This window comes from Acinetobacter sp. CIP 102136, from assembly GCF_000369685.1.
Classification (GTDB): domain Bacteria; phylum Pseudomonadota; class Gammaproteobacteria; order Pseudomonadales; family Moraxellaceae; genus Acinetobacter; species Acinetobacter fasciculus.
This window is the reverse complement of sequence record NZ_KB850142.1, coordinates 235,937-255,950: the sequence shown is the minus strand read 5'-3', so window position 1 is coordinate 255,950 and position 20,014 is coordinate 235,937. Positions and strand designations below refer to the sequence as shown.

Annotated in this window: 15 protein-coding genes; 7 read left to right on the top strand and 8 right to left on the bottom strand. The window is 44.4% G+C overall.

Annotated elements, in window-relative coordinates:
• Position 1: 1 nt before the first annotated feature.
• Both ppk1 and mtgA read right to left on the bottom strand, forming a co-directional pair.
• Positions 2 to 2,083: a polyphosphate kinase 1 gene (gene ppk1, locus F893_RS06655; protein ID WP_004730294.1), complete on the bottom strand. Its 2,082-nt coding sequence runs from the start codon at positions 2,081 to 2,083 to the stop codon at positions 2 to 4.
• A gap of 112 nt (positions 2,084 to 2,195) precedes the next feature.
• A complete protein-coding gene (mtgA, locus tag F893_RS06650; protein ID WP_004279409.1) occupies positions 2,196 to 2,870 on the bottom strand; it encodes a monofunctional biosynthetic peptidoglycan transglycosylase in 675 nt (224 codons plus the stop codon).
• 77 nt (positions 2,871 to 2,947) lie between these two features.
• Between mtgA and F893_RS06645 the strand changes: the two genes are divergently transcribed.
• The gene (locus F893_RS06645; protein WP_004730296.1) at positions 2,948 to 3,766 is read left to right on the top strand and encodes a rhomboid family intramembrane serine protease; all 819 of its coding nucleotides are present in this window, start codon (positions 2,948 to 2,950) and stop codon (positions 3,764 to 3,766) included.
• A gap of 34 nt (positions 3,767 to 3,800) precedes the next feature.
• Here the strand turns inward: F893_RS06645 and F893_RS06640 are convergent, their stop codons facing one another.
• Positions 3,801 to 6,293, bottom strand: coding sequence for an ABC transporter permease (locus F893_RS06640; protein WP_004730298.1), 2,493 nt, complete (start codon positions 6,291 to 6,293; stop codon positions 3,801 to 3,803).
• A gap of 1 nt (position 6,294) precedes the next feature.
• The gene (locus tag F893_RS06635) at positions 6,295 to 7,020 is read right to left on the bottom strand and encodes an ABC transporter ATP-binding protein (RefSeq protein ID WP_004730300.1); all 726 of its coding nucleotides are present in this window, start codon (positions 7,018 to 7,020) and stop codon (positions 6,295 to 6,297) included.
• An 11-nt stretch (positions 7,021 to 7,031) separates the two neighbouring features.
• Between F893_RS06635 and F893_RS06630 the strand changes: the two genes are divergently transcribed.
• On the top strand, positions 7,032 to 7,661 hold the full coding sequence (locus tag F893_RS06630) for an arylesterase (RefSeq protein WP_004730301.1): 630 nt from the start codon (positions 7,032 to 7,034) through the stop codon (positions 7,659 to 7,661).
• 43 nt (positions 7,662 to 7,704) lie between these two features.
• Here F893_RS06630 and F893_RS06625 read toward each other — a convergent pair whose 3' ends face one another.
• Positions 7,705 to 8,319, bottom strand: a complete 615-nt coding sequence (locus tag F893_RS06625; RefSeq protein ID WP_004646264.1) for a carbonic anhydrase — start codon at positions 8,317 to 8,319, stop codon at positions 7,705 to 7,707.
• Positions 8,320 to 8,634: 315 nt separating this feature from the next.
• Between F893_RS06625 and F893_RS06620 the strand changes: the two genes are divergently transcribed.
• Positions 8,635 to 9,672 (top strand): alpha/beta fold hydrolase, encoded by a 1,038-nt coding sequence (locus F893_RS06620; protein WP_004730304.1) that lies wholly within the window; start codon positions 8,635 to 8,637, stop codon positions 9,670 to 9,672.
• 14 nt (positions 9,673 to 9,686) lie between these two features.
• Positions 9,687 to 10,688: a hypothetical protein gene (locus tag F893_RS06615; RefSeq protein ID WP_004730306.1), complete on the top strand. Its 1,002-nt coding sequence runs from the start codon at positions 9,687 to 9,689 to the stop codon at positions 10,686 to 10,688.
• 43 nt (positions 10,689 to 10,731) lie between these two features.
• Here F893_RS06615 and F893_RS06610 read toward each other — a convergent pair whose 3' ends face one another.
• Together F893_RS06610 and nfuA are read right to left on the bottom strand one after the other, a co-directional pair.
• The gene (locus F893_RS06610; protein WP_004730308.1) at positions 10,732 to 12,795 is read right to left on the bottom strand and encodes a TonB-dependent receptor domain-containing protein; all 2,064 of its coding nucleotides are present in this window, start codon (positions 12,793 to 12,795) and stop codon (positions 10,732 to 10,734) included.
• A 192-nt stretch (positions 12,796 to 12,987) separates the two neighbouring features.
• Positions 12,988 to 13,626 (bottom strand): Fe-S biogenesis protein NfuA, encoded by a 639-nt coding sequence (nfuA, locus tag F893_RS06605; RefSeq protein WP_004279400.1) that lies wholly within the window; start codon positions 13,624 to 13,626, stop codon positions 12,988 to 12,990.
• A 158-nt stretch (positions 13,627 to 13,784) separates the two neighbouring features.
• Between nfuA and F893_RS06600 the strand changes: the two genes are divergently transcribed.
• The 3 genes from F893_RS06600 to F893_RS06590 all read left to right on the top strand — a co-directional run bounded on the left by F893_RS06600 (position 13,785) and on the right by F893_RS06590 (position 17,657).
• Entirely contained in the window at positions 13,785 to 14,402 is a 618-nt protein-coding gene (locus F893_RS06600; protein ID WP_004646259.1) for a rhomboid family intramembrane serine protease, read from the top strand.
• Positions 14,403 to 14,620: 218 nt separating this feature from the next.
• The gene (locus F893_RS06595) at positions 14,621 to 16,162 is read left to right on the top strand and encodes a hypothetical protein (RefSeq protein WP_004730310.1); all 1,542 of its coding nucleotides are present in this window, start codon (positions 14,621 to 14,623) and stop codon (positions 16,160 to 16,162) included.
• A 262-nt stretch (positions 16,163 to 16,424) separates the two neighbouring features.
• The gene (locus F893_RS06590; RefSeq protein WP_004730312.1) at positions 16,425 to 17,657 is read left to right on the top strand and encodes a transposase; all 1,233 of its coding nucleotides are present in this window, start codon (positions 16,425 to 16,427) and stop codon (positions 17,655 to 17,657) included.
• A gap of 313 nt (positions 17,658 to 17,970) precedes the next feature.
• Here the strand turns inward: F893_RS06590 and F893_RS06585 are convergent, their stop codons facing one another.
• Entirely contained in the window at positions 17,971 to 19,590 is a 1,620-nt protein-coding gene (locus tag F893_RS06585) for an inorganic phosphate transporter (protein ID WP_034435995.1), read from the bottom strand.
• Between the last annotated feature and the right edge of the window lie 424 nt (positions 19,591 to 20,014).

Below are 20,014 nucleotides of genomic sequence, written 5' to 3'. Positions count from 1 at the left end.
CTTATTTAAACAGCTCTAACAGAATACGTTGTGCATTATGCGGTTTTTCACCTTCTTTTGGCTGTGCCCGCAGCCAGGTACCATCACCTTGCAATAACCAGGATTGCTGATTATCTTTCAGGTAATTCAACAGACCCTGTTGATAGATGCGTTTTTTCAAGGCTTCATCTTCGACCGGGAAACAGGCCTCGACCCGATTAAACAGGTTACGATCCATCCAGTCTGCACTTGAGCAGTAAATACGAGAATTGCCATTATTGCTGAAATAATACACGCGGGTATGTTCCAGAAAACGTCCAACAATTGAACGCACCCGAATGTTTTCCGACAGACCCGGCAACCCCGGACGCAAACTGCAAATCGAGCGAATAATCAGATCAATTTGTACCCCGGCTTGAGAGGCTTCATAGAGTTTGTTAATCAACTGCATTTCGGTCAGCGCATTGACTTTGACAATAATCTGCGCCGGTTTCCCTGCCTGAGCATAGGCAATTTCATTATCAATATAGTTCAGTAACTGGGCATGTAAGGTAAACGGCGCATGCAGCAGCTTTTTCAGCTTGGCCATTTTCCCCATACCGGTCAGTTCCTGAAAAATACGATGCACATCTTCACACAGATCTTTATCCGTCGTTAACAGGCCGTAATCGGTATAGATTCGCGCATTGCCGGCATGATAATTACCGGTGCCCAGATGCACATAGCGCACCAGTTTGTTATTTTCCCGGCGCACCACCAGAATCATCTTGGCGTGAGTCTTGTAACCGACAATACCGTAGACCACGACTGCTCCCGCTTCCTGCAAGACATTGGCCACTGCAATATTGGATTCTTCATCGAAACGCGCACGCAATTCAATCACTGCGGTGACTTCCTTGCCATTGCGGGCAGCCTCTGCCAACACTTGGACAATTTCAGAATCCGGTCCGCTACGATATAAGGTCTGTTTGATCGCCAACACTTGTGGATCACGTGCCGCTTCACGTAATAATGAAATGACCGGTGCAAAAGATTCAAACGGATGATGCAGCAAGATATCCTGTTTCTGCATTGCACTAAAAATATTTTCAGATTTTTTCAGTACTTTGGGAATAACCGGCGTATGCGAGTCATAGCGTAAATGTGGACGCTTAAAGTTAGACAGCAAACGTGCCAGATTGACCGGGCCTGCAACTTTATAAAGCTGATCTTCATCCAGATCAAATTCATTCAGCAGATATTCATAAATATGCTGTGGGCAGTTTTCCGTTACTTCCAGACGTACCGCACGACCAAACCGGCGTGAACTGAGTTCACCTTTGAGTGCCTTGGCCAGATCTTCCACATCTTCATTCAAGGCCAAATCGGCATTTCGGGTGACACGGAACTGATAACAGCCAGTCGCTGTCATCCCCGGGAACAGGTCAGAAACATGCTCATGAATAATCGCCGACAGCATTACATGATGTTCTTTTCCATCGGTCAGTTCATCCGGTAAACGTACCACGCGTGGTAGAGAACGCGGTGCAGGTACCACAGCCAGATCAATCTGACGGCCAAAAGCATCTTTCCCTTCCAGCGTGACAATAAAGTTCAGTGATTTATTCACCAGTCTCGGGAATGGATGTGCTGGGTCCAGGCTAATTGGAGTGAGAACCGGCGCCACCTGCTCCTGAAAATATTTTTTCACCCAGGCAGATTGTGCTGGGGTCAATTCACCACGGCGCAAGAAGCAAATATCTTCCTCACGCAGTTTTGGCAAAATTTCTTCATTTAAAATACGGTATTGACGTTCAATGGCAGCATGTGCAGTCTTAGAAATCTGTTCTAAAACCTGCTTTGGAGTCAAGCCATCTGGACTGCGGCTTTCATTATCCAGATCCAGCTGTTCCATCATCCCAGCAACCCGGATTTCAAAAAACTCATCCAGATTACGCGAGAAAATCAACAGGAAATTCATGCGTTCGAGCAATGGATGTAAAGGATCGACAGCCTGTTCCAGGACACGTAAATGGAAGTCTAGGATAGACAGTTCGCGATTAATATAACGATCATTATATGTATATTCGGGCTGTGCTGAAGTTGTGCTGGCTGCCGTATTCATATCAAACCTATGCGGATTTAAAATTGTGCTTATCGCTCCAAGTATGCTTCAAATTGATGACAATTTCATAAAAAAAAGCCCAAATAATTGGGCTTTCTCTTCAAATCATCAATTAGGGTAATTCTGCATAACGCATATAGCGTTGAATCATCCGTTTACGTGCATTTAATGCAGAGGAATTGCGATGATCCTGGAAATATTTCGGATTGGTCAAAATGGCAGCCAGAAAGATGGCCTGATCCCGGGTCAGGCTTTGCGCGGTTTTACCAAAATAATGTTTGGCCGCCGCTTCAACGCCGTAAATATTGTCTCCGAACTCGATCGAGTTTAAATAGACTTCCAGAATCCGTTCTTTCGACCACATGCGTTCCATCATCCAGGTCGCGACCGCCTCCTGACCTTTACGCACAAATGAACGCTTGTTGACGAGGAACAGGTTTTTCGCCAATTGCTGGGAGATTGTCGAACCACCGGCCACTACACGGCCCTGATTTCTGTTTTTATTCAGCGCAGTTTGAATTCCGTCCCAGTCAAAACCATGGTGATGAATAAATTTTCCATCTTCCGCAGTGACGATGGCACGTTTCAGATTCAGGCTGATTTCGTCATAGGGACGCCACTGATGCTGAATCGCTTTGGAAGGTTCTGTCCAGTAATCAATCCGCATCATCATGGTGGTGTTCACCGGATTGGTTCGCCACCAGGCCAGACTGGCAAAGATCCACAATTGAACCAGCAGAATCACACTGACGATGACGAGCATCGTGCGGATCAGAAAGGCTTTCATGTCAGTGCGTTACTCCTGAAAATTTAATTTTTCGTGTTAAGCTTATTCGAAATATACAATCACAGCAAAAAAATAGCATGTCTGAATACTCTCCCCCTGTCGAACATCGCAAACTTGAAATGCATCTCTGGTGGATCACCGCCATTTTAATCGGGATCAATGTTGGATTATTTGGCTGGCAAGCCATGCATGGCATGGATGTTAGCCAGCCGAGTACCCGAGACGCTATTCTCTGGGGTGCCGATTATGCACCTTTAACCTATTTAGCGGAACCCATGCGCTTGTTTAGCAGCATGTTTTTTCATTTTGGCCTGATTCACCTGATGTTGAATATGTGGGCCTTGTATATTTTTGGTAGTGTTGCCGAACAACTGTTTGGCCGGATGTATTTTATTGGCCTGTATGTGTGTGCCGGATTAATGGGCAGCCTGCTCAGTGGCTATATGAATATTCAAGACAGCTATAACCTGATTGAAGGCGGTGTGGCCAATCCCGATTTATTGCCTGCAGTCAGTGCCGGCGCATCCGGTGCCGTGATGGGACTCGGGGCTTCACTGACGGTGCTGGCCTTATTGCCGATGCTGCCACAGCAACGTTTTATCCTGGATAAAAAAACCCTGGTGATGGTGATGGGTCTAAACCTCGCGCTGGGCTTTATGATCAGCGGAATTAACAATGCCGCACATATTGGCGGCATGCTGATGGGGGCTTTTCTCACCTTGTTATGGTACATCGGTCAAAAAATGCAGCGTAGTCACCTGTTCAATCTGATTGCCTTGCTGATTGGTTTCGGCCTTTGTGTGCTGCTTTATCAACATAACTTGGCCTTGATTGAACCCATTCGCCCACTGTGGCAAGAGATTCTGGAAATGATGCAACAGCAACTAAAACTTTAACTCTCAGCCAGTTTAAAAATCACGGAGATGAATCTTATTGATTCATCTCACGCAAGCTTTGTAAGGGTGGAATCTCTGACAGATAACTCAGGCGATAACGGCCAATCAGCGCACATAAAGTGGTCATAAAGATCGGCAAGATAATCCAGATTTCCCAATGCGGCTGAATCATTAAATCCATTTTATAACTGGCAATCGCACTGATCACTTCGGCAAACAGGCAGGAAACTATTCCGGCAAACAGCCCAATAAAACCAATTTCCAGACTCATCATGGTTTTCAGTTTCTGCTTGGAACTACCGAATGATCGAAGCAAAGCCACTTCACGTTTGCGCTCATCCATCAACAGGTTCAGACAGGCCATCAGTACCAGAAAACCGGAAATGCTGACCAGTACTGCCAGAATGGTCACGATTTGCACCAGCACATTCACAATGCGTTTGATCTCTTCCAGAATCAGGCTGACATCAATAAACACCGTGTTGGAAAATTGCTGGATCACAGGGACCAGTTTGCCTTTATCTGTTTCCGGGACATAAAAACTGCCCAGATAACTGCCGGCATTGGCATCCATGCTATTCGGTGCAAAGATAAAGAAGAAATTCGGGCTAAAACTTTCCCATTCGACGGTTCTTAGATTAACGACTTTAGCTTCCAGTATCCCTTCTGGCAGACTGAAACTGAGTTTATCTCCGATCTTGATCCCTAGCTCTTCCGCAGTATTGGCTTCGACCGATACGGTGCCGACTTGTTTTAATACCGCGTCACCACTGACAATCACATTATCTTGTGGATAGCTATTTGACTGGGTCAGATTCAGTTCACGTCTTAAGGTATTGCTGCTTTTCACCAGTTCCTCGGCAAAAGGCTGATCATTTTTGGCGACCAGACGCCCACGGACATTTGGATACAGTGGCGTGCTTTTCCAGCCATTCTGCTCAAGTTGAGCTTTCAGGTCTGGCATATCAAAAGGCGGTAAACCATAAACAAACTGGTTCGGCGTACCTTCCGGTAACTGTTGCTGCCAGCGATCCAGCAGATCAGTACGCAAGACTGCCAATACTGTAATCAGGCTCAAGCCCAAGGCTAAAGCCGTAATCTGCAAAGCAGTCTGAGAAGGTGTGCGTACATAGGCTGACAGATTCAACTTCATATTCCGCAGCAGTTTCAACATCCCCCATACCGTCAGATACAGCACCGCACATAACACAATAATCGCGCCAATCACCCAGGCGGTCAGCAGCAAGTTTTCAGTCAAAATCACACTAAAAATAATCAGGCTGAGCGTTCCAGTCAGCAGCATCCACAGCATGGATTGCACTGATTTTTCCTGCTGGCGGATCACCCGAATTGGCGGGGTATTCAGCAATTGCAACAAGCTTGGCATGACAAAGCCGAGTAACACCACGGCACTGGTCAGCATCGCGACTGGCAATGGTCCGAGCAACATTGCCAGGGCTGAAAATTCAATCTGCAAATTTGGAATCAGCTGCAACATCAATTGCAACAGTCCATAACCCAGACTGATCCCGACCACGGTACCAATTAGCATCGCAATTAACAGCACCATCCCGAGTAAAGCCAGATAAGCCGACAGAATCTGCTGCTTGGTGGCACCGATACAACGCATCAAGGCAATATGATCCTGATTCTGCTGCACATAACGCTGTGCGGTTAAGGCTATGGCAATCCCGCATAATAGAATGGTCAGAATATTGGCCAGTTGCAGGAAAGTGTCCAGATTGGCGATTGGCTTCATCAAGCGGGTATTGCCTTCACTGGCATTGCGTAACCTGAGACTGCTTTGCTCCTCAAACTCCTGCCCTTGCACTTCCGCTGGCGTTTCAGCCGAGCCGTTTGCTGACTTGACCTGCTGCTTGAATAAGGCTTCATATTGGTGGGTATCGTCTGGACGGCCAGCCATGAGTAAGCGATATTCAATCCGGCTCCCTACCTGAATCGCATTGGTTCGTGCGACATCTGCCTGGGAAATAATTACGGTCGGCGAAAATCCGGAAAATCCAAGTTCCTGATTGGAGTCCTGTTCAATCTTGGCGGTGACTTTAAACGCCGCATCGGCAATATTGAGCTGATCCCCCAGTTTGACTTTGAGCAAATCCATGGCTCGTGGACTGAGCCAGATTTCACCAGACTGAATCGATTTTTTTGCCGGTTGCACCCGCAGTTCACCACGCAAAGGAAAAGCCTGATCTATGGCTTTGACATTGACCATCACAAACTGCGCATCGGTATAGGCCATACTGCTAAAGAAAGTGACTTCTGACTGCTTTAAATCCAGCTGCTTGGCCTGATCACGCCACTGCTTTGGCAAAGGCTCATTATCTGAAAGCACCAGATCACCAGCCAGCATTTCTGCTGCCTGTAAGGCGACTGCATTTTGGATTTGCTCGTTACTAAACTTGAGTGCAGTAGTCGCACTGATCGCCAGCGTTAAGGCAATAATCAGTAGATAAATCCCGGTCGTTTTAAAGCTTTGCGTCAGTAAAGGACGAAATAATGGATTCATTTCATCCTCCATTCGGATGTTCAATCAGCTCGCCATTCAGCAGTTCAAAATGCCGCTGACACTGCTGCGCCAATTTGCGGTCATGCGTGACCAGCACCAAAGTCGTCCCCAGTTCCCGATTCAGTTGAAAGAGTAGTTGTTCAATTTCTTTGGCAGTTTCGCCGTCGAGGTTACCCGTGGGTTCATCGGCAAAAATGATTTTTGGTTCACTAACCAGTGCACGAGCGATGGCTACACGTTGCTGCTCCCCCCCGGACAATACTTTTGGGGTTTGCTGCGCCTGTCGATCCAGCCCTACTTTATGCAGTAGTGCCAAGGCTTTTTGCTCGGCTTCTGCATATTTAAAATCGGGTTGCAGGCGCAGTGGCAGCATCACATTTTCAAGTGCAGTCAGATGCGGCAACAGCTGAAAAGACTGAAATACAAAGCCGATATTTTTCAAACGCACCAGTGCACGCTGTTCTTCATCCAGACTTGACACCAATTCACCACAGACCATAAGCTGACCTGAACTTGCCTGATCCAGTGTCGCTAGAATACCCAGTAATGTGGATTTTCCGGAACCGGAACGACCGGTAATAGCCACTTGTTCTCCGGCCTGAATATCCAGATCAAGATCCTCAAAAATGGTGAGTTGTTTTTGTGAAAGTTGTATCTTTTGTGTCAATTTCTGGGCAGAAATAATAGCCTGTGGCATGATGGTCGAATCGTTGCTGCTTTGAATCATACGTGTCCTATATGAAAGATCTTAATCAGAAAACTCGGCTATTGCCTTACTTTTTTGTGCTCAGTCTGTGCCTGTTACCTCTTGGGGTCTCAGCAAAGACGATTATGATTTTAGGTGATAGTTTAAGTGCAGGTTATGGTATCCAGCCCCAGCAAGGTTGGGTACATTTATTACAAAAGCGTTTAGAGCAACAGTATCCGAAACAGCATAAAGTGGTCAATGCAAGTGTCAGTGGCGAAACCACCAGCGGAGCACTGGCCAGACTGCCAAAATTGCTGCAGACGCATCGTCCAGACCTTGTGGTCATTGAGTTAGGTGGCAATGATGGCTTGCGTGGACAACCACCACAAATGATTCAAAAAAATTTAGCCAGTCTGATTCAGCAGAGCCAGAAAGCCAAGGCTAAGGTCATTGTATTTGGCATGAAAATGCCGCCTAATTACGGGCAGGCCTATAGCAAGGCTTTTGAAAATAATTATAAAGTGGTGAGTCAGCAATATAAGGTGAAGTTATTGCCTTTCTTTATGCAAGGTGTCGCCGGTAATAAAACCCTGATGCAAAAGGATCTGATTCACCCAAATGCCAAAGCACAGACGATCCTGTTAAATAATGCTTATCCATACATTAAAGGCGCTTTATAAAGCGCCTTTAACTTATTTTAGAATGTATTTAGATGAATCGTGATTAGAAATCAAAGAAGGTCACTTCACCAGTTTCCAGTGAATATTCAGCACCCACGACTTTTAATTTTCCTTGTCCAATCAGGTTTTCCAGAACGGCCGAACCATGACGCAACTGATTCACCGAAGCAAATACGTTGGAACGTACTGCATGCTTGGATAATTTTGCCAAGTCATTTTTCAGTTCAGTCTGCATTAAGGTTTCAACAGAAGGACGTACGCGGTTCACAATCGACATCAGGTTTGCCGATGGCGGGCAATCCGGACACATTAAAGTATCAATAGTGGCTTTAATCGCACCACAGTGACTGTGACCTAACACCACCACAATCGCGCAATCATAACGTGCCGCGGCAAATTCAACACTGCCGACCTGTGAAGGTGCAACAATATTACCTGCAACACGAATCACAAAAAGGTCACCGAGACCCTGATCAAAAACCATTTCGGCTGGAACGCGCGAATCTGAACATCCCAAGACAATCGCAAACGGATTCTGATCCTCTGCCATTTCTGCGCGCTGTTGGTGGCTAAGTTGTTTTGGATGCGTGGTATCGCCACTGACAAAACGTTGGTTACCCTGTCTAAGACGTTCTAAAGCTTCTTGAGCTGTGAGCATTCTTTTCTATCACCGATGGTTTTAGTTGCAATATCTTACTGCCAGTTTTTTTGAATGTCACTTGCAAAAAATCTTAGCTGATTAAATTTTTAGCATTTATCTAATTTCATTTCTGCAGGGAATTTATGCGTAATACATCACATTTTCCAGTCATTTAATGCAACCTAGCAAAAAACTAATGGGTGACAAGCGCAAAGATTGATTTAAAATAGAATGAAGAATAATGTTTTTATTTGAATGAAAATTGCAAATTTATAACATGGAAGTATTTTGATTGAGCAATTTGCTCACTGGGTTTGTTTTGGGGAATGGCCAATGAAGAAAATAATAAAATTGCGCTCGAAAATGATTTGTTCAGGCTTGGTTGCCTTAAGCATGGCATTACCGGGCCTGACACATGCTCAAATACTGTTTAGCCAGAAAAATGAAACATCTGCCAAAGTCTTGCAGCAGCATCTGTTGCAAGAACGCAGCCTTGCCGGTCTCAAATCCAAGACCCTCAAAATTGGCGAGGTCACCTGGAGCTATAGCGAAGGCGGTGCCAAGAACAAACCATCTATTCTACTGATTCATGGTCTGGCAGGCACGCGCGACAACTGGAACCAGGTCGCCCAGTTTCTGACGCCCTATTATCATGTCATTATTCCGGATCTGCCGAGCAACGGTGACACCAAAGTTCCGGACAATTTTGATGTTTCTGTGCCCAATGTGACCTCCCAATTACGTCTATTTATTGAAACCTTAAATGTGGACGAGAATTTACATATTGCTGGGCACTCTCTGGGTGGATCGATTGCTACGGTGTATGCTTCACAATATCCTTTCGATACGCAAAGTCTTTTTTTAATCAATAGTGCTGGTCTTTACAAAATGGGGAATACTCCCTATACCAAAGATCCTCAAGCCTTAAAAGACCTGATCGTCAGCAAACCCGGTGATCTGCAAGATGTTTCCAAACAGCTGATGCAGAATCCGCCAGTGATTCCTTATCAGTTACGGCATGCACAGGAAAAACTGTTGATTTCACGCGCTGAACAAACCAGCAAATCGATTGATCAGGTGGTGATGCTAAATCGGATTTATACACCGGAAACCTTTGCCCGCCTGACGCGTACGGTTGAAGCACCCACCTTGATTTTATGGGGCAGACAGGATCGGATCATTAATGTCGAAGTAGTCAAAGAGCTACATGCCCTGCTGAAACGTGCCGAGAAGCCAGTGATTTTAAATAATGTCGGGCATATGCCGATTCTTGAAGCAGAAAAACAGGTTGCACAACATTATTTGCCTTTTCTGGCCAAGACGCAGACCCTAAAAAACCCGCTTGCTGATAAACTCATTCCTTTAAATTAAGTTTCAGAGATGCTATGCAGAAACACCCGATGATTGAGCAGTTGATCGATGCTCAACTTGATTTTCTCGATCAGGCATTTTCTCAATCTGAAACGATTCAAAGCGAGTTTCATGCATTTTATTTGTGGCTACGTAAACAGACGCTGAAAGAGCTGTGGAGTTGTGAACTGATCAACCAGCTTTTACAAAAACAGATTCTGGGTACTGCCGCCAGCAGCTTTCTGATTGAACAGATTGCCGAGCATATCCGTTTTGCCCTGGTGCATCCGACCAATGATTCCACCACGATTGCCGATCTGATTCCAGTACTGACCGTAGACAAGATCGCCCAGTATGTGGCCAGTAAAAGTGGCCATCGGCAGCGTCTGATTAAAACCATAGTGAATAATCCGGCATTTTCCGCCATGATTACCCAATTGATCCAGCATTCCATTCAGGATTATCTGGATAACTCCATGATTGCCAAAAGCGTACCCGGGGTTTCCCGCTTTATGAAAATGGGCAAATCGGTACTGGAAAATGTTACCGATACCAACCTCGATAGCACCATTGCACGTTATCTGCAAAAGAACATTCTAAAGCTCAGCCAGATGAGTGAGCATGTGCTGAACCAGCATTTTGACGATGAAAAACTCTATCATTTTCAGGCCAATCTCTGGCATAAAATCAAAGACATGCCAGTATCGGTCTTGAAGAATTATATTGAGCTGCAGGACCTGAATCAGACGGTCGGCTTAGGTCATGATATCTGGGATCATATACGTCAGACAGACTATCTGCAGCAGCAAGTGCATGACGGAATTCATACCTGGTATGTCCGCAATCAGGAACATACCTTTGATCAGTTATTACGTGATCTGAATATTGATGAAGCGCTAATTCAGAATGAATTGCAGCAACTGCTCAGTCCGGTAATCCAGCAGATGGTTTCTCAAGGCCATTTACGTGAGCGTGCACGCAAATATCTGGAACAATTTTATTATCATGAAGATACTTTGAAAATTCTTAAGATTTAAATAAAAAAGCCGCTATAAAGCGGCTTTTTATATTTTCATTTGCTTAGAATTTTGCATTCAGACTGATACCGTAACGACGACCATCCAATAGTTGATCACCATCAATATCTTCAGCTTTTTCATCCAGTAGGTTATAGACACCAAATTTACCTGTTAGATTCGGACTGAATTTATAGTTAAAGCCGACATCTACAAATTGGTAACCTGGGTTTGGCTGAGCCATAGATGTACGGCTCAAGTAAGCAGAGGTTTCAGAACGGTGGTGCAAGCGGCTCCATACATTGAGTGCATCATTTAGCTCATAATCCACACCAATATTAAACATGTGTTCTGGCATCTGGTTCAGTGGCTGGCCTTTAAAAGCACCCGATTTAAACTCTGAATCGGTATAGGTATAGTTAGCAGTCAATGTCGTGTAATCATTCAGACTGGCTTCTACCGTTGCTTCTACACCACGAATTTCTGCTTCATCCACGTTGATCCGTTCACTAATAAAGTAAAATGGAATATCTCCTTCGAAACATTTCCAATTCTGCCAATTATTGCGGTTTGTTGTGGTGCCATCAGTATCGGTTTCGCAGGCACGAACTTCTGTTATACGGTCTTCATATTTAGTGATAAAGCCAGTCAGCGATGTATTGATATAATCATTTTTCCAGTTGAAGCCCAGTTCAGTAGATAGACTCGATTCAGGTTCTAAATCCGGATTCGCACGAATGATGCCACGCCCTGTTGCTAAGGGTGAACCGCTACCACCGGTAACACTATAGAAACCTTCAGTGGCTGCACGAATATCAGGTTGTTTATAACCTGTAGCTACACCGCCTTTTACCACAAAATTATCATTTACAGCGTACACCCCATACAGACGTGGTGATAAATGACCACTATAGTTTTCATCATGGTCATAACGTAGGCCGGCTGTTAAATCGAAACGATCTGTCATGCTCCAGGTATCTTCCAAGAATGCTGCAGCAGACCATCGCGTCAATTCACTAAACTCAGGTGAATTCGGATTACGGTTAGTGGCTTTATCTTCGAGCTTTTCATCTTTAAAATATCCACCAAATGATAAAGTATGGTCACCCAATAACAAATTCCATTGACTGTTAGCAGTCCAGGTATCCAAGGTAATTCCTTTGGTACCCAGTTCCGTATTGCCTCGATCCGGATTTTTTGAATTTTCATATTGAATATATGATGAACTGTCTAAGTTATCGCTATAACGGCCATTATGGGTTAATGAATAAACATTACGATAATTGCGCGAAAACGAATCTGCAGCACCTTGAGCAGGTGCTACCGTTTCCCCTACAGACGTAGTTGATTCCTGCTGCACGAAATTAGCTTCAACTTGTACATCATGATCATCATTAATGGCATAAGTCAGGCGTGAATTTAAGCTTTCACGTTCCGTGCCACGAAAACCGCCAACATAACGGTCTTCATTACGTTCCTGCTTATTGACTGCCAGTTGCAAACCAAGCTTATCTGCAATTAAAGGACCAGCAAGATATGCAGAAGCATTTTTAATATCACCTGAACGGCTACTGTCCTGAATCGTGGTTCCCAATTCAACATTGCCAGACCATTCATCCGACACTTTTTTGGTAATAATATTCACTACACCGCCCATGGCATCTGTACCATAAAGTGTAGAAGCTGGACCACGGATCACTTCAATACGTTCAATTGCTGAAATAGGTGGCAGAATATTTTTCTCAAAACCTCCATCGTCTCCATTCGGATTGACATCCTTGCCGTACTGACGCTTACCATCGACCAGAAACAAAGTATAGTTTGAACTCATACCACGAATACTGATGGTCTGTGCAGAACCTGCACCTGAAACCACTACCCCGGGCGTATTACGCAGTACATCAGTAATGTCGTTATATTCACGTTTATCTAATTCTTCACGATCAATCACGGTAATGGAAGCTGGTGCTTTAGCCAAATCTTGCTCATAACCTGTTGCGGTCACCACAATCGTTTGCAATTTAGTCGCTTCCGCCTGTGGAACAACAGCTTCTACTGCAGATGTATTTCCCGCCATAGCTGTAAATACAGCAAATGCCAAAGTTGTTTTTAAGAATGGGTTATTCATACCTTGCGCGCCCCAATATTTATGAAGAGATCATGTTTATTCGGTTGCGAAGTGTAACAGCTTTTCAATTGAATGCAATTACTATTGATAATTATTATCATTAACATTCACTTGTTTTTAATCCAGAAATAAAAAAACCTCGAAATTTCGAGGTTTTTAAAATGCGATAAATAAACTGTTATATAGAACAGCTTATTTCATATACGCACCTTCAGACTGACTATGATCCGTTTCATCAACGACATGCATTAACTCTGGTACATGTTGTTTTAATGTGGTTTCAACACCTTGTTTCAAAGTGATATCAATCGCTGAACAGCCCTGGCAACCACCACCAAATTTAAGTACAGCGGTTAAACCTTTTTCAGGGTCTTCTTTAACTTCAACCAGTGCACAGTTACCGCCATGGCCTGCCAGACCCGGGTTAATTTCAGACTGTAATACATAGGTAATACGCTCTTCTACTGATGCATCTGGACCTACGCGTGGCACTTTGGAGTTCGGTGCACGGAAAGTCAACTGACCGCCAAAACGGTCTTTGTTGTAATCAATCACGGCATCGAGTAAATACGGAATAGATGGCGAGTCGATAAAAGCAGGGAAATCAGGATATTCCTGCTTATAATCTGTCGGTACAACTTCATCAGGTGCACTATAGGCCATGCAACATTCAGCGCGAGGAGTACCCGGATGCTCTACAAAAACACGCACACCAATACCCGGGGTGTTCTGTTTATCCAGTAGATCCTTTAAATACTCTTGTGCTGTTGGTGTAATCAATAAGTTGGGAATTTCACCAACAACTGGAGTGCTGCTGTTCTCAGTCGACATAACAATAATTTCCTCAAGCTCAAGCGGCCATTTTAACTGAAGATGCGGGGTAATTTTTAAAAATCAACTAAAATTGTCGGATTTATTATAAAAGTACAACTTTAGCTCCATTTTAATGGCATGATAATTGGCAAATAGGCACCATTAGAATCATTTATATGCTTGATTTACCTTTTAATCATACCGTTACTATTATTCTGATCACCTGTATTGTGTCATTTATTGCTTTCTCCAAAGAGACGGTGATGAATCGCCTGATTTTCTGGCCACCGGCACTGCAACGTGGACAATATGATCGCTTTATTACTCATGGCTTTATCCATGCGGATGGGGCACATCTGCTGTTCAACATGATTACCCTGTTCTTTTTTGGCAGCGTGATTGAAAGCTTTTATCGTCAATACCTATATGACCTGGGTTTTATCCTGTTTTACCTCGGTGGCCTGATCGCAGCGATTCTACCCAGTTACCTGAAGCATAAAAATGATGCCCGCTGGGCTAGTCTCGGCGCTTCCGGTGCAGTGTCGGCTGTACTGTTTGCCTATATCCTGTTTGAACCTTGGAAATTAATTTTTGTGTTCTTCATTCCGGTTCCTGCCATTATTTTTGCTGTGCTGTATGTAGCCTATAGCATCTGGTCAGGCAAAAAAGGCAATAGCAACATTAATCATAGCGCGCATTTATGGGGAGCGGCTTACGGGGTGGTCATGACGATTATTCTGGAGCCACGCCTGATTCCGCATTTCCTGAATAAACTGATGCAGGTTCCGTTTTAATCAGTTTTTTAAATACTGAAGGAATAAAGCTACATATGAGTTAAGCCTCATATTTCTGCTGAAAACGAATAAGAGAGCTGCTGCTCCCTTATTCGTTTGAAACATCTCGTAATATATTAGAAAGTGATGATGTCACTTAATGCCAATCTTGGACTGAATTTTGCAGCGATAATGTATACATCTGTATATTAATTACTGTCATTCTCGAGATATTTTGCATGTCCACTACACCAGACGGTCTTCAATTTCCTCTTCAGTCTCAGCAACAAAAACCAAGTAGCTCCAAAGCAGGACGCGCGATCATCGCAGCCGCCTTAGCCAATGTCGCCCCTCTCAGTTCGCAACAGGCACAATCAGAAAAAAACTGGCGCAAAAAATATACCGTGCATTTTAAGCAACTGGTCGAACAGGGACTGAGTTCTCCTGAAGCCAGCTTGAAAATTGCCGAAGATGGATTAGCAAAGGCCCATCAGACTTTTGAATTTTATCGTGATGGTCAAAAGTATGTATTGCAAGATGCCTTAACTCTGCCCGCTGAACAACTACATACATTCAAACTCACAGGTAGCAGTAAAGCTGTACCAGAATGGTATGTGCCTTACCACGGTCAAAAGCTGCAAGGTGATGCCTTATTGGAGCAGATTGAGCGCTGGGAAAGCCAAGGCATCGTGGAAACCAGTCATGCCAATGCCCTGCGTGAATGTGTGGTACATCCTGAATGGTTTGACTTGTCAGATCGGACGGCGGTGCTGTTTGGTGCCGCATCTGAAGCCGGCCCTTTGACCTGGCTGACGAAATGGAAAGCCAACATTGTGGCGATTGATCTGCCAAACACCCGGGTATGGAGCAAGATTATCGATACCATTAGCCAAGGCAATGCCACACTGTATGCACCTTGTATTGAAGACTTACCTGCTGATACTTCACTTGACATTTTAAAAGAAAAACTGGGCGCAAATTTGCTCACCCAGATTCCTGAAATTGCCACATGGCTATTACAGTTTGAGCAGGACCTAGATCTGGCTGCAATTGCTTATCTGGATGGTGAAAAGCATGTCCGCGTCTCCATGACCATGGATGCCATCATGCACTATGTTAGTCAGCAAAAAGCCAATACCAGTCTGATGTACATGTGTACGCCGACCGATGTTTATGCGGTGCCGAGTGAAGTAATCGAAGCCTCTAAAGTAAAATATACTGAACGCTCTAAGGTACAGACGATCCTTTCTAAAGGGGTTTCAGCTTTAAGCCGCAAACACTTTTTCCAGAAAAATGCGCATGAACTGATTCAGTCTGGTGATCAGGCGTATGGTATTTGTGACTGTCTGGTGGTTGAACAAGGCCCGAACTATGCGCTGGCAAAACGCATTCAGCAATGGCGTGCTACCTTAGCTCGTGCTCAAGGTCAGCGGGTCAGCATCAATATTGCCCCTTCTACTACGACCTATTCCGTGACCAAAAATCCGCTATTAAAAGCAGCGTTCAACGGCGCCAGCCTGTTTGATGTTGAAGCCTTTGCACCTGAAACCACCAATGCAATTATGGCTGCACTGTGGATTCATGACCTTCGCAATCCAGAATCGGTGGCCAATCCTGAAGTGAAGCTGAACCATCCGCTTGAATTAATGATGCATGGCGCGAATCATGGTGGTTTGTGGCGAGTGGCCTATCTGGCACGTACCGCACTACCTTTTGCTGCACTATATGGTTTTGCGACAGAGAAGTTGCCAAAAGGATTATTGAGTAAGTTGAAGAAGTAATTTTTTTATTATCTTCATCCAATTTTTCCATAAGAAAGGTAATCGTTATTTTTAAAGTTCTCCCCTCGTTGCGTAGCAGTGCTGCTCATCCCTAAAGCAGAGAGAACTTTAATTGAAAATGGGCGTTCCCTCTCCTTCTAGGCATAGGTATCTACACAATTCCTGAACTTTGCGTTAAATTGAAGAGCATGCTCTTCAATTTAACATCTCTGGCCTGGATCAGCGTCTTGTCAAGCGCTATAACAGCCTTGTAAAGCTCAATATGAACCCTCTTGCTTCACTTGCTCCGGCAATCAAAGACCTGGCTTCTGCCCAAAAGTCGAGTTTCGCAACCACACAAGCGGTCTGGCGATTCCTGAATAATGACAAAATCTCTTTTAGTCAGTTAAACCAGCCAATTGAACATCTTGCATGTGAACAGATCAAGGCATCACCGCATCAATATGCATTGATTGTTCATGACTGGTCTCAGCTACAGTATGTGAAACACCATCATAAAATTCAGCGCCTGCAAAGAACCCATCAATATGATTCAGGCTATGAATTGCAAAGCAGTCTGCTGGTTGATGCAGCCTCGGGACTACCTATTGCGCCACTGGCGCAGACACTATCAGATGCCTCAGGCTGCTATTCCACATTCAGTCAACACTCTGCTGGGCGCAAATCTCATCTAGATTCACTTACCGAACAAATCAAAGTGATTGAACAATATCCCATTGAGAAAACATGTGTTCATATCATTGATCGTGAAGGTGACTCCATTGCCCACCTAAGGGAAATGAGCAGCCAGGGTTTTAAATGGCTGATTCGGGCGAAAGAAGGCCATCGAATTGAGCATCAGGGCAAAACATGCAAAGTTGCAGAAGCCGCAGAACGAGTAGAAACGCAGCAGGTCCAGCCGATTGCCTATAAAGGAAACCGGCATATGTTGCATGTGGGAGAAACTGCTATCCGGATAACACGTGCAGCAAAACCGAAGAGAAATGACGATTCAGGCCAACGGGTTGCTCCCCAGCCAGGGAGTGCGATTGAAGCCAGATTAATTGTTGCCGTAGTGAAAGATGATCAGGATAAGACCGTCGCAAGATGGTCACTAATCAGCAATGTTCCATCAGAGATTACTACGGTAGAGATGACGACCTGGTATTACTGGCGCTGGACAATTGAATGCTATTTCAAGCTGCTCAAGCAGGCAGGTCATGATATTGAAGCATGGCTTCAGACCAGACCTGAAGCCATTTTAAGGCGGTTACTGATTAGCTGTATGGCTTGTGTTTTAACTTGGCGAATCCAGCGTTCTGAAGATGAACACCATCAGAAAATTCGTGTATTTCTCACCCGTCTTTCAGGTCGGCAGCAGAAAAGAGGTAGGTTGGAAAGTGCACCTGCCTTATTGGCAGGGCTTTCGATTTTACTGAACACTCTTCAACTGCTCTCGGAATATTCAATAGATGAACTCAATGAGATAGCCACAATGGCATTAGGTATCTCATAGATGTGTAGATACCTATGCCTTCTAGGAGAGGGTTAAGGAGAGGTTAATTTGGGCTTTCAATCATTCAAATTCTTATGAATGTGCTTTGGGCAGATTTAAGTTGATCTATTTTATAGCTTCTTTTTTTCTTTACTTTTGAAAGATCAAAAGTAACAAAAATCTTTTGTTAAGCTGATGATATGTCCCTATATCACAGCCTAACGGCGACATCCCTGTCGCCTTAATCGTAATTTAGATTCCTCTTTTACATCCTTAATTTTTCTTCCACCCATAAAAAAACGCTGCCAAAGCAGCGTTTTTACCTTAAAAAGTCCTAGAAGACTTTAAGAAGCAACCAGTACAAAGTACCTGACAAACAGATCGTTGCTGGTAAAGTAAAGATCCAGGCAGACAGAATAGTTTTCACCATCTGGAAGTTCAGACCTGACTTGTTCGCCACCATGGTACCTGCTACTGCAGAGTTCAATACATGGGTGGTTGATACCGGCATACCAAAGCCATCTGCCGCTGCAATAGTTGACATTGCCACAAGTTCGGCAGACATACCCTGACCATAAGTCATATGCTGTTTACCAATACGCTCACCAACCGTCACGACAATACGCTTCCAGCCGACCATCGTACCCAGACCAAGTGCCAAGGCTGTCGCCACTTTTACCCAGGTCGGGATGTATTGCAGGAATGAATCCAGATTGTCACGGTATTCATCCACTGTTTTTTCCTGCGCAGCACTCATTGCCGGTAAAGCTTCTGCTTTATCCAGACGCTTAAATGCTGTAGTGCTCAGATACATGTCATTACGGAATTCAGATACTTGAGCTTCAGGAACATCCTTAATGCTGGTATAGCTACCGACTTTCTCACCCAGATGATCCGTCAAGCTTGCCAATGCAGGCACGACTTCAGGGGTAATTTCCTTGGTCTGAATGTACTTGGTGATCACATCACGAGCTTGTTCATCCGGAATATCCTGATGATTTGGATAGATCACATCCGCTGTTTGTGCAGATAACTGACCAAAAGACTGAATATGTTGTACATCCAGATTTTTGTTCAGCGAGTACGCCAACGGCACACAGCCGATCAGGATTAACATGATCAGACCCATACCTTTTTGACCGTCATTTGAACCATGGGCAAAGCTCACCCCAGTACAGGTAAAGATCAGCATGGCACGAATCAATGGTGGTGGTGGCTTGTTACCTTCAGGTGGCTGAAACAGTTCCAGTTGACGCTTGAAGATTTTTTTCACCAGCAGGAACACAATCGCAGCAAATGCAAAACCGATTAAAGGCGAGAATAACAGCGCCTTACCGACTTTCATCACCTGCTCCATGTCTATACCTGAAGCGCCAGTACCGGCATTCAGAATATAGTTCATGATGCCCACACCCAGAATCGAACCGATCAGGGTATGTGAACTGGATGCTGGAATACCGAGGAACCAGGTTCCCAGATTCCAGAGAATAGCCGCGATCAGCATGGCAAAGACCATGGCAAAGCCTGCTCCGGAGCCGACATTCATGATCAGCTCGACCGGCAATAACGCAATAATGCCGTAAGCGACCGCACCACTGGCCACCATAACCCCAAGGAAGTTACAGAAGCCGGCCCACATCACTGCGACAGGAGCTGAAAGTGCATTGGTATAAATGACTGTGGCCACAGCATTGGCGGTATCGTGAAAGCCATTGACGAACTCAAAGCTCAACGCAATAAAAAGTGCCGTCGCTAACAAAATAACTGAATACAAGCCCAAGGCCGGTACATGCGCTAAATCTGCAGACAACTGGAAGCCGATATAAATCAGCGTAGTGATAATAAGAGTCAGGAACACCGGCATAAAGAATTTCGGTGTTGGCACATGAACATTGGTCGACTTTTGGGAAGCCGACCCGTGTGCTGAATCTACGGGAGTTTGATTAGGATTCATGCAAGCAGGAATAGAGGATTCAAGAATCCCCATATTGTTCAGTTAAATTGTGACAATTATATGACAAACTGCTGTCATATGAAGCAATTATTTGGATTTTCTTGCTGCTATTCGTCCTGTTTAATTCCGACTAAAACACTAGATTTTGATTTTATAAATCAATTACTTAAGAGAGTATTCCAGCTTATTTAAGCTTAGCAACCGCACATATTTTGCTACCAAAACGATTCATGCCCTACCTGTCATCAAGCAGAGCAAAAGTTTCATTTGCACAGCATAAGCCATCAATATGACAATTTCATGAATGAAAGCATCAGCTTAATTTTCTGATCCTGTTTCTTGTCTGTAAGGCATCGAATCAGATTCGAGATTGCATTATTTTCTGATCCGCATGTTAAAACTTGTTGTTTTTCTAGATGACTTA